Here is a 10305-nt window from a genome sequence, read left to right as displayed (position 1 = left end):
CGGCGCGGTGTTCAGATGACCAGGTCGCCGTCGGGGATCGGCCTGCCCTCGCGCAGGGCGAGGGTGTTGGCCACGGCGCTGTCGATCATCTGGCCGAAGTTGTCGAAGGTCGCGCCCGCCACATGCCCGGTGAGCACCGTGTTGGCCAGCTCTGGCAGTGGGCTGTCGCGCAGCGGTTCGGCGGCGAAGGTGTCGAGTCCAGCGGCCAGGAGGTGTCCCGAACGCAGCGCCTCGGCGAGGGCGTTCTCGTCGAGCAGGCCGCCGCGCGCGCAGTTGACGACCACGGCCCCCGGCTTGAGCGTCCTGATCCGCTCGACCCCCAGCAGGCCCCGGGTCTCGGGGAGCAGCGGGAGGTGGAGGGAGAGCACGTCGGCGGTGCGCAGCAGCGCGTCGAGGTCCAGGTGGCGGACCCCGAGGCTCCGCGCCACGTCCCCCGGCGGCGGGTTCGGGTCGTGGTAGACGATCTCCACGTCGAATCCGGCGAGGCGTCGGGCCACCGCCTGGCCGATCGCGCCGAGCCCCAGCAGGCCCACCGTTCGCCCGGCCAACTGGCGTTGGATGACGCGTGCTTCCTCCTTGAACCACTCCCCGGCGCGGGTGCGCGCGTCGATTTCGGGGAGGCGGCGCAGCGCGGCGAGGATCAGCAGCACGGTGTGCTCGGCGACGGGCACCGCGTTGCCGCCGCTGACCCGTGCCAGGCGTACGCCGTGTGCGCGGCAGGCCGCCTGGTCGATCTTGTCGACTCCGGCCCCCAGTTTGTGGATCAGCCGGAGGTCGGGGGAGGCCGCGATGGTGTCGGCGCTCACCTCCCACCAGTTGGCGAACGCGACGTCGGCGCCGCGCAGCGCGGCCAGCTGCCGCTCGTCGTCGTAGCCTTCGGCGAAGGCGCACGTCCAGGGCGTCGGCAGCCTGGCCAGGATCAGCTCGCGGGTCCGCTCCGGGTAGACGTCGAGCACGGCCACCCGGGTGTCCAGGCGCCACCGGCCGCCCCGGGGGTCACTGGCGGTAGCCGAAGACATCGTTCCACTCCGCGATCCAGTCGTCGCGCAGGCTGATCCAGTCCTCCGAGGCCGCGGAGACGATGTCGACCTCATCGATGGTGGGCAGCTGCTCGCCGTTGATCTCCGCGGTCGCGGCCTCGGGGTGCACCGGGAAGTCGAGCCCTTCCTCGGCCAGTACGGACTGGCCGCGCTTGGACATCGCCCAGTTCAGGTAGACCTGCGCCGCCTTGGGGTGGCCGGACTCGGCGACCTGGGCGATGAAGAAGTTGAACGTGGGCGTGCCGTCCGTCGGCCAGACGAACTCGACCGGGGCGCCCTGTGCCTGGAGCGCGCCGGCCTCCGGGACCCGTGCCGCCGCCACCGCGATCTCGCCTCGGCCGAGCCGCTCCGCCAGAGAGCCGACCGATGATTCGAGCACCGGCTCCGAGTCCGCCAGTTCCTGCCAGTACTGTTCGCCGAACGCCTGCCGCATGAAGAGCGCCAGGCCCCAGCCGCCCGCGCCCTGCGACGCGTGCACCATGCCGATGATGTTGCCCTGCCGGCTGACCTCGGGGAGTTCCGCCCAGGATGTCGGCGCCGCGTCGGGGTCGATCACCTCGGTGTTGTAGGCGATGACGGTGGCCGCGGAGTTCAGCGCGTAGTAGAGCCCGTCGGGGGACGTGAACTCCTCGGGTATCTGGTCGTGGGACGGCACCTCGTGTGCGCTGAACAGCCCCGATTCCACCAGTTCCAGCCACAGTGACTCGTCGGGCATCGCGATGATGTCAGCCGGCAGGTTGCCGCCCCCGTCCTCGGTCCGGATACGTTCGTAGAGCCGGCCCGTCGGGGTGCGCACGCCGCTGACGGAGATGCCGGTGTCCTCTTCGAACGCCTCGGCGATGGCGTCGTTGGTGACCTCGTTGAGCGAGGTGTAGATGGTGACTTCGCCCTCTTCCAGCGCGGCGTCGAGCAGCTCGGCGTCGGCGATGACCTCGCCGTCGACGACGAGCTCGCCGCTCTCGTCGATGGCCTGCCCCTCACCGGTGCCGCCGCCGCAGGCGGTCATGGCCAGGCCGATGGCCAGCGCCGCCGCCGTGTAGGTCACGGCGGGCTTCGGAGGTCTTCTCATCGTGTTCTCCCCTGTTTCTCGTCCGGTCGGGAGGACTGCTCCCGACCGCTTGTCCGTGGAATGGATGGCGTCGAATGACAGGTGGTGGTCATCGGCCGCCCGGATCGCGCATGCCGAACCACCGGCGGGCCACGAAGGTCAGCACCAGGAGGAACACGACATAGACCAGGCTCATCGCCGCGACCGGTGGCAGCCGTCCCCCCTCCCAGGAGTTGTAGATGGAGATGGACAGCAGCTGGGTGTCCGAGGTGAAGAGGAACATCGCGACGCTGATCTCCCGCATCGAGAGGATGAAGATCAGCAGCATCGTCGAGACAACGCCGGTGCGGATGAGGGGAAGCAGGATCTCCCGCACCGTGCGAACCCGGCTCGCCCCGCACACTTCGGCGCTTTCTTCCAGGTCGCGGTGGACCTGGATGAGCGAGGACGACATGCCCTGGAATCCCTGGGGCAGGAGATTCGCCACATAGGCGAGGATCAGAATGGCCAACGTGCCGTAGATGAAGTGGAAGTCGGACCAGCCCCACAGGAATCCGAGGCCGATGATCAGCGCCGGGATGGCCGCCGGCCACATCGCGATATAGGTCAGCGTCTGCCGCCCGATGCCCTTGGTCCTGTGCACGTAGTAGCCGAGCATCAGATAGAAGAGCCCGCCGACGACCGCCGCGCCGGCACCGACCATGATGCTGTTGCGCAGCCCCGTCTGCAACGCCTCGGAACCCAGCACCTCGCGCATGGTGTCGGTGGCGAAGTTCTCGGGCGAGAACATGGCGGCCACGTCGGCGGTGTAGGGGTTGCTGCGGAACGCGCCCTGCACCAGGGCGAAGATCGGCAGCACGATCGCGACAACCACATAGGCCAAGGCGAAGGCGAAGGCGGGCCAGCGCCAACGTCCCAGGTCCTGTGGGTTGGGCTTGAAGCCCTTGCCCGTGACGGTGACGTACTGCCTGGCGGCCAGTACGCGGCGCTGGAGAAAGACCATCACCGCCGTGATGAGCAGGAGTACCGCACCGGTGGCGCTCGCCTGGTTGGGCAGGGAAGGGGCGGTCGCCATGAGGCGGTAGATCTGTGACGGGAGCGTCTGGATGTTCTCCGGGGTGCCGAGGATCTGCGGTATGGGGAAGTTCTCCATGGAGAACACGAGAATGAGCGTCGCGGCCCCGAGCAGCGAAGGGGCGACGAGTTTGAACGTGATACCGCCGAGCACGTTCCTGAATCGCCCGCCGTGGACATAGGCGGCCTCTTCCAACTCGGGGTTGAGCAGGGTGAAGGCGCTGTACGAGAGCATGAACGCGTAGGGCGCGTAATACAGACCGGAGACGAAGATGATGCCCGGCAGCGAGTAGATGTTGAGGAACCCTGGCAGTCCGATGTCCCGCAACAGGATGTTGAGATAGCCCTGTTGCGGTGATGCCAGGAGCGACCAGGAGAGCGCGCCGATCAGGGTGGAGACGAACAGCGGCATGACGCCCGCCATCTGCACGAACGCCTTGCCCGGCACGTTGGTTCGGGCCGCGATCCAGGCCAGTCCCGTGCCGATGAACATGGCCAGGCAGGTGGCGCCGATCCCGATGGTCAACGTGTTGTAGAGGGCGGAGCGGTTCGCCCCGGCCAGCACGGCCCGGTAGTTCTCCCAGGTGAAGGTCCCCGCCGGCGCGCCTGGGCGGGGCGGCTCGTCCACCACGGTGGCGTACAGCAGAGTGCCCATGGGCAGGATGACGAGGAACGTCAGAATCGCGAGCAGGATCAGCAGCGGAATCCGCCTGGTCACCCAGCTCCTGGTCCGGGCGACGGCCGCCCGGCTCTCCTTCTTCCGCGGAGTCGCTGGTTTCTCCCGCGGAGTCGGTGGTGGAATCTTCGTCGCAGGTGGACTACTCATCGAGCAACTGCACCTTCTCTCGCGGAATGTGGGCGAGCACCCTCGCGCCTGCGGCGAGCGGGGCCTCGGAGCCCGGCGACATCACATAGAGGCTCGGCCCGCCGTCGACGGACAGGTGGTAACGGGTGTGGTCGCCCAGGAAGCTGGCGGAGACGACGGTCGCCGGAAGGGAGTTGGTCGTCCCCGAGGTGGTGTCCGGGTCGAGCCGCACATCCTCGGGGCGGATGCAGACGAACACCGACTGTCCGCCGGACTTCTCGGTGGCGGTGGCGAGCCGGACGGTCGAGTCCTTGAACGCGACCACCGTCGGACCGCCTTCGCCCTCGCCCGCGCCTGTGTCCGCGCCCGTGTTCTGTTCCACGGTCTCGGCGGGGTAGATGTTGTCGACGCCGAGGAAGTCCGCGACAAAGGACGTCCGCGGGCTCTTGTACATCTCGACGGGGCCCGCGGCCTGGACGATCTCGCCCTTGCTCATGACGGCGATCCGGTCGGCGAGGGCCAGCGCCTCCGACTGGTCGTGGGTGACATAGATGGCGGTCATCCGCAGGCTCTGCTGGAGCTCGCGCAGTTCGTACCGCAGCTTCTCCCGCAGCTTGGCGTCCAGATTGCTGAGCGGTTCGTCCAGCAGCAGCATGCGCGGCCGCATCACCAGACTCCTGGCGAGGGCGACCCGCTGCATCTGACCGCCGCTGAGCATGCTGGCGCCGCGTTCGGCGAACCCGGTGAGCCCGACCGTTTCGAGTACTTCCTCGACGCGTGGCCTGATCTCGCTCCGGCTGAGCTTCTGCATCCGAAGCGGGAAGGCGACATTCTGGTACACCGTCATATGCGGCCAGATCGCGTAGGACTGGAACACCATGCCGACATGGCGGGCGTTGGTCGGGACGTTGATCCCCCTGGCCGCGTCGAAGACGGTCTCGTCCCCGATGGTGATGCTGCCGGCGGTGGGGGTTTCCAGGCCCACCAGGCTGCGCATCGTCGTGGTCTTGCCGCACCCGGAAGGGCCCAGCAGGACCAGCATCTCGCCGTCCTCGATATCGATGCTGAGATCGTTCACGGCGGTCTGTGAACCGAATTTCACGGTCAGGTTGCGAACGTTTATCTCCATGCCCACTCCTGAACCTCTGCGATAGGTGCGATAGGGGTGTGGTCCTGTGGTCCGGGTTGGGCCCCGGACGGTGGTGTGACAGCCGGTTGCGCTCGTGCTGAGAAGGGGCGTCCCGGGACGTTTGCCGCAGCCTAAGCCGCCTGTGTTCGACACCACAAGGGTGTTGCATGCGCCTTGTACGCAATGTCTGCGCCGTCTTGGCGCGGGAGTGCTCCGGCCGTCCCGTGCACGCCTCCGATGCGCCCCGAGGGGCGCCGACCGGTCAACGGGGGCCGGATCGTAGACGTTCGGCCAGGTGGGCAGCCATCTCCCGGGGCGAGAGCGCCACTTGGACGCCGGCCGCCAACAGGGCTTCGGCCTTGGCCCGATAGCCGCCGCCCTCCGCTCCGACCAGCGCCCCGGCATGCCCCATCACCGTTCCCACGGGCGCCGTTCGGCCCGCGATCAGGGCCGCGCATGCAAGGGGCGAGTCGGCCAGGGCGCGCGCCGCCGCCTCCTCGTCGGTCCCGCCGATCTCGCCGACGAACGCGACGGCCCGCGTCGCCGGATCGGCTTCGAGACAGGGCAGCAGATCGACGAGCGTGGTGCCCTTGAAACGGTCGCCGCCGACGCCGATCCACGCGGACTCCCCGAGGCCCGCGTCGGACAGGGCCCGCGCCACCTCGTACGACAGCGTTCCGCTGCGGGACACCAGCGCCACGGGCCCGGCCCGCGCAACGGTGCCGGGGAGGAAGCCCAGGCTCAGCCGGTCCGGTATCAGCAGCCCCGGGCTGTTGGGCCCGATCACCGACATGCCCGCCCGTTCGGCGTGCGCCAGGGCTGCGAGCATGCCGTGGGGGGCGGCGCCCTCCGTGGTGCTGACCGCGAGCCTGATCCCGGCCTCGGCGGCCTCCACCAGCCCCTCGGCCGCCGCGACCGGCGGCAGGAACGCGACGGAGACGCTGGCGCCGGTGGCCTCGACGGCGCGCCGCACCGTGCCGAACACCGGGATCCCGTCGACGTTTTCGCCGTCCCTGCCGGGCGTCACCCCCGCGACGACCGGCGTTCCGTAGGCGCGCATGCGCCCGGTGTGCCGGCGCGCGACGCGCCCGGTGATCCCCTGGACCACCACCGGCCCCCGGCAGGCCCGCAGCAGGTCGCCGGGCTCGTGACTTCCCCGCGCGCGCGGCGTCATCGGGCCGCTCCCGGGCCGTGCACCACGCGGTGCACCTCGTCGACCAGGGCGTCGAGCCCGTCGACCACGGTCACCCCGGCGTCCCGCAGCCGCTCCCGTGCCGACTCCGCCGCCGGGCCGTCGATCCTGGCCACGACGGGGATTGCCGCGGGCCACCGGCCCAGGGATTCGACAAGCACCGCGCCGAAGGCGTCGAGATCGGTCACCCCGGCGAAGAAGTTGACGGCCAGACAGCGCAGTTCCGGCCGTTCCCCGAGGTAGTCCAGGACCAGGCCGAGCCGTTCCGCCACGCCGGCGGCGCGTCCCGAGCGCAGATCGCAGAAGTCGACCGGCCGCACTCCCGCCTCGGTGAGCAGGTCGACGACCAGCATGGAGGCGCCGGCCCCCGTGCTCAACAGCCCCACATCGCCGTCCGGATCCAGCTCCACCAGATCGAACCCCAGCTCGCCGGCCCGGTCGAACGGCGTGACCGGCACGGGCGGATGCGCCCTGCCGTAGGCGCCGCCCGCCGTGGGAACGACCCGCACATCGCCGGCGACCAGCGCCCGTTCCGCCGTCAGGAACAGCGGGTTGACCTCCACCAGATCGGCCTCCACCGCGTGGAAGAGCCGGTAGAGGGCGTGCGCGGCGGGAAGCAGCCCGGCCAGGGCGCCGCCGTCCACGCCGGCGTCCGACGCGGCCTGCCGCACATGGAAGTCGCGCAGCCCCACCAGCGCCGGGATCGGCACCTTGGCCACCGCCTCCGGGGCGCCCTCCACGTCCACGCCGCCCGAGGCGGAGAGCAACAGGACGACGGAACGGTCCCCGGGCGAGAGCGCGACCGCGAGATACAGCTCGGCCGCCGCCTCCACCGTCTCCTCCACCAGCACCGTGTCCGCCCGGAAGCCGCCGATCGTCAGCTCCAACAGCGCCCGGGCGCAGTCCCCCGCGCCCTGTCGGGGCACGATCCGCACGCCGCCCCGTTTACCGCGCCCGCCCGTCGGCACCTGGGCCTTGACGACGACCCGGGCGCCGAGCCCGGCCGCCACGGCGCTCGCCCGCTCCGGGCTCCCCACCACCGTGCCCCGGGGGATCGCCAGCCCGCCGATATCGGCCAGCAGCGCCTTGGCCTCGTGTTCCAGCAGCTGCATCACAGCTCCCCGAGGAGATGGCGCGCGATGCCGTTGCGCTGGATATGCGGGGTGCCGCCGCCGAGCGGCCCGTAGCGGGCCCAGCGGAGATAGCGTTCGGCCGGCACCTCGTCGATCCAGCCGTGTCCGCCGAAGAGTTGCAGGGTGTTGTCCGTGACCTTGAGCGCCATCTCGTTGGCGAACGTCTTGGCGACGGCCGACTCGTAACGCTGCGGGAATCCGTCGCTCGCCTGCGCGGCGGCGCGGTGCACCAGGAGCCTGGCCGCCTCGATCTGGATCGCGTTGTCGGCGAGAATCCACCGGATGCCCTGGTGGGCGCCGAGGAGTTGGCCGCCGGCCACCCGGCCGCGCGCGTGCTCAAGGGCCGCCTCGTTGGCGCCCCTGGCGATGCCGACGCTGATGGCGGCGTTCAGACAGCGCTGGCCGTTGAACGCGTGCAGCATCTTCCGGAAGCCGTCCTCGCGGACCAGCAGGTTCCCGGCCGGCACCCGGCAGTCGTCGAAGACCACGCCGTACAGCCCCTCGCCGCCCAGGGTCGAGAAGCGCTCCGCGACCCGCAGCCCCGGGGTGTCGCGATCGACCACCACGGCGCCGATCGAACGTCGGCCGGTGTCGTCGGCGAACCGGGTGAAGACGACAAACACCTGCGCCACGTCGGCGCGGCTGATCAGCGTCTTGCGGCCGTTGAGCACCAGCGAGTCGCCGTCCTCCCGGACGGTGGTCGTCATCGCGGAGAGGTCGCTGCCCGAATCGGGTTCGGTCATGCAGATCGCGCAGATGACCCGGCCGGCGACCACCCCCGGCAGATACTTTTGGCGCAGCTCCTCGGAGCCGTAGTGGAGGATCGCCTGGGTCTGCACGCCCAGTTCGCCGAGCGCGGCCATGGCCGTGGTGTAACAGCAGGCGCCCAACTCCTCCAGGACGACGGCGGCGTGCAGCCAGGAGCCGCCGCCGCCCCCGTACCGTTCGGGCAGCGCCACGCCGAGCAGCCCCGTCTCGGCGAGCAGGGCGATATTGCGCCAGGGGAACTCCCCGTTCCTCTCCCAGTCGAGCGCCCGGTCCCGGAACTCGCGTTGGGCGATCTCCCGGGCCAGCGCGCGCAGTTCGGTCAGTTCCTCGTCGAGTTCGTACCGTCCCGGGCGCTGGGCCGGGGAGGTCGTGGTGTCCGCCATGGCTACTCCTGCTTCCCGTCGTGGCTGTTCGCGGATGTTCCAGTCTTGGGCGGGGTCGCGGGAGGGACCTCGGGTTCGGGCGCGGGTTCGGGCTCGATGGCCAGGATCACGGTCTTCAACTGGGTGTACTCCGCCAGCGCCTCCACCCCCTTCTCCCGCCCCATGCCGCTCTTGCGGTAGCCCCCGAACGGGGTGTCCACGCCGCCGGCCGGATAGGCGTTGATCTGCACCTGTCCGGCGCGCAGCCGGCCGGCGAGGCGGTGCGCGGCGGAGAGGTCCCTGGTGAACACGCCGGCGGCCAGGCCGTAGTCGGAGTCGTTGGCGATGGCCACGGCCTCCTCCTCGGTGTCGAAGGTGAGGATCGACTGCACCGGGCCGAACACCTCCTCCCTGGCGACCCGCATGTCGTTGGTGACCCCGTCGAGCACCACCGGCGCCTGGAAGTGCCCGGGAAGATCCGGGAGTTGGACAGCGCCGGCGATGTCCCTCGCGCCGTCCCCGAGGGCGCCTTCGACGAACGCCCGCACCTTCGCCGCCTGTTCGGCCGAGGCGAGCGGGCCGAGGTCCGGATCCTCCAGGCCGTGTCCGACGGTGAGCCGGGACACCTCGGCGGCGATCAGCTCGGTGAACCGCCGGTGGACCCGGCGGTGCACCAGCAGACGCGTGGTGGCGAAGCAGGACTGCCCGGCGTTGCGCACCACCGCCCTGGCGCCGGCGAGCGCGGCGGCCCGGAGGTCCGCGTCGGGGAGGACGATCGTCGGTGACTTGCCGCCCAACTCCAGGTTGCAGGGCACGATCGCGTCGGCCGCCATCCGCAGGATCGCGCTTCCGGTGGCGACCGAACCGGTGAACACGATCTTGCTGATCCCCGGATGGGTGGCGAGCGCCCGCCCCGTGGTGTGGCCACGGCCTGGGACCACATTGCATACGCCGGCCGGCAGCCCGGCCTCGACAAAGAGGCCGGCGACCAGGGTCGAGGTCAGCGGCGTCACCTCCGACGGCTTGACCACCACCGTGTTGCCCGCCGCCAGCGAGGGCGCCACGCCCCGACACATCTGGCTCAGCGGGGAGTTCCACGGGGTGATGTGCGCGATCACCCCGAACGGTTCGCGCACCGTATAGGCGAAACCGCCGGCCGGCTGCGGCAGCGTATGGCCCCTGATCTTGTCGGCCAGACCCGCGTAGTACTCCAGATACCGCGCCGAGGTCTCCACGTCGGCGCGCGCCTGGGAGACCGGCTTCCCGGTGTCGAGGGATTCGAGTTCGGCCAGGTCGGAGGCGCGCCGGCGGATGATGTCGGCCATCGAGGAGAGCACCCGACCGCGGTCTCCGGGCGCCGTTCCGGCCCAGACGCCCCGGTAGGCGTCCTGGGCGGAGTCGACGGCGCGGGCGACCGTGTCCGCGTCGGCCTCGGCGACCACGGCGAGGGTGACCAGTCGCGCCGGATCCTCGGTCTCGAACGTGTGGGCCGCGGCGCCGGGTTGGTCCCAGCCGCCGTCGACATAGGCGGGGAGCGGATCGGGGATCTCCCACACTTCTCGTGCAGCGAGGTGGACATTGCATATACTTCGCATGCAATCATGCTAGTGACCGGGTAACTCGGTGTACAGGCTCGTGAAGTGGTGGGAATCCCGTCGGCGGAGTTTGCCGGAGGCCGTCAGGGTCTGCCGGAGTTCGACGGGACTCCACGGGGGCGAGTGCCGAGAGACGGCGGACGGTCGACGTCCGCACGA

Annotated in this window: 8 protein-coding genes; all 8 read right to left on the bottom strand. The window is 70.4% G+C overall.

Annotated elements, in window-relative coordinates; genetic code table 11:
• Window positions 1-11: 11 nt before the first annotated feature.
• Window positions 12-1019: a 2-hydroxyacid dehydrogenase gene (locus AOM46_RS08690; protein WP_062207654.1), complete on the bottom strand. Its 1008-nt coding sequence runs from the start codon at window positions 1017-1019 to the stop codon at window positions 12-14.
• Window positions 997-2109: an ABC transporter substrate-binding protein gene (locus AOM46_RS08685; protein ID WP_078856617.1), complete on the bottom strand. Its 1113-nt coding sequence runs from the start codon at window positions 2107-2109 to the stop codon at window positions 997-999. Before AOM46_RS08685 ends, AOM46_RS08690 begins: the two co-directional genes overlap by 23 nt.
• 88 nt (window positions 2110-2197) lie before the next feature.
• Window positions 2198-3880 (bottom strand): iron ABC transporter permease, encoded by a 1683-nt coding sequence (locus AOM46_RS08680; protein ID WP_062207650.1) that lies wholly within the window; start codon window positions 3878-3880, stop codon window positions 2198-2200.
• 100 nt (window positions 3881-3980) lie between these two features.
• On the bottom strand, window positions 3981-5096 hold the full coding sequence (locus AOM46_RS08675) for an ABC transporter ATP-binding protein (RefSeq protein ID WP_062207648.1): 1116 nt from the start codon (window positions 5094-5096) through the stop codon (window positions 3981-3983).
• Window positions 5097-5358: 262 nt separating this feature from the next.
• Window positions 5359-6270, bottom strand: coding sequence for a hypothetical protein (locus AOM46_RS08670; protein WP_078856615.1), 912 nt, complete (start codon window positions 6268-6270; stop codon window positions 5359-5361).
• Window positions 6267-7400: an ATP-grasp domain-containing protein gene (locus AOM46_RS08665; protein WP_062207646.1), complete on the bottom strand. Its 1134-nt coding sequence runs from the start codon at window positions 7398-7400 to the stop codon at window positions 6267-6269. Before AOM46_RS08665 ends, AOM46_RS08670 begins: the two co-directional genes overlap by 4 nt.
• Window positions 7400-8572 carry an acyl-CoA dehydrogenase family protein gene (locus AOM46_RS08660; RefSeq protein ID WP_062207645.1) on the bottom strand — a complete coding sequence of 391 codons (1173 nt, stop codon included), beginning with the start codon at window positions 8570-8572 and terminating at the stop codon, window positions 7400-7402. The genes AOM46_RS08665 and AOM46_RS08660 overlap by 1 nt, the downstream gene beginning before the upstream one ends.
• A 2-nt stretch (window positions 8573-8574) precedes the next feature.
• Window positions 8575-10146 carry an aldehyde dehydrogenase gene (locus AOM46_RS08655; protein WP_078856614.1) on the bottom strand — a complete coding sequence of 524 codons (1572 nt, stop codon included), beginning with the start codon at window positions 10144-10146 and terminating at the stop codon, window positions 8575-8577.
• Window positions 10147-10305: the final 159 nt, after the last annotated feature.

The organism is Streptomyces sp. NBRC 109706 (genome assembly GCF_000974485.1).
Classification (GTDB): Bacteria; Actinomycetota; Actinomycetes; order Streptomycetales; family Streptomycetaceae; genus Streptomyces.
This window is presented reverse-complemented; position numbering and strand designations above follow the sequence as displayed.

Coding starts and splice junctions, on each gene's coding strand:
- AOM46_RS08690 (WP_062207654.1), bottom strand. CDS start 1,019: ATGTCTTCGGCTACCGCCAGTGACCCCCGGGGCGGCCGGTGGCGCCTG.
- AOM46_RS08685 (WP_078856617.1), bottom strand. CDS start 2,109: ATGAGAAGACCTCCGAAGCCCGCCGTGACCTACACGGCGGCGGCGCTG.
- AOM46_RS08665 (WP_062207646.1), bottom strand. CDS start 7,400: ATGCAGCTGCTGGAACACGAGGCCAAGGCGCTGCTGGCCGATATCGGC.
- AOM46_RS08655 (WP_078856614.1), bottom strand. CDS start 10,146: ATGCGAAGTATATGCAATGTCCACCTCGCTGCACGAGAAGTGTGGGAG.
- AOM46_RS08660 (WP_062207645.1), bottom strand. CDS start 8,572: ATGGCGGACACCACGACCTCCCCGGCCCAGCGCCCGGGACGGTACGAA.
- AOM46_RS08670 (WP_078856615.1), bottom strand. CDS start 6,270: ATGACGCCGCGCGCGCGGGGAAGTCACGAGCCCGGCGACCTGCTGCGG.
- AOM46_RS08675 (WP_062207648.1), bottom strand. CDS start 5,096: ATGGAGATAAACGTTCGCAACCTGACCGTGAAATTCGGTTCACAGACC.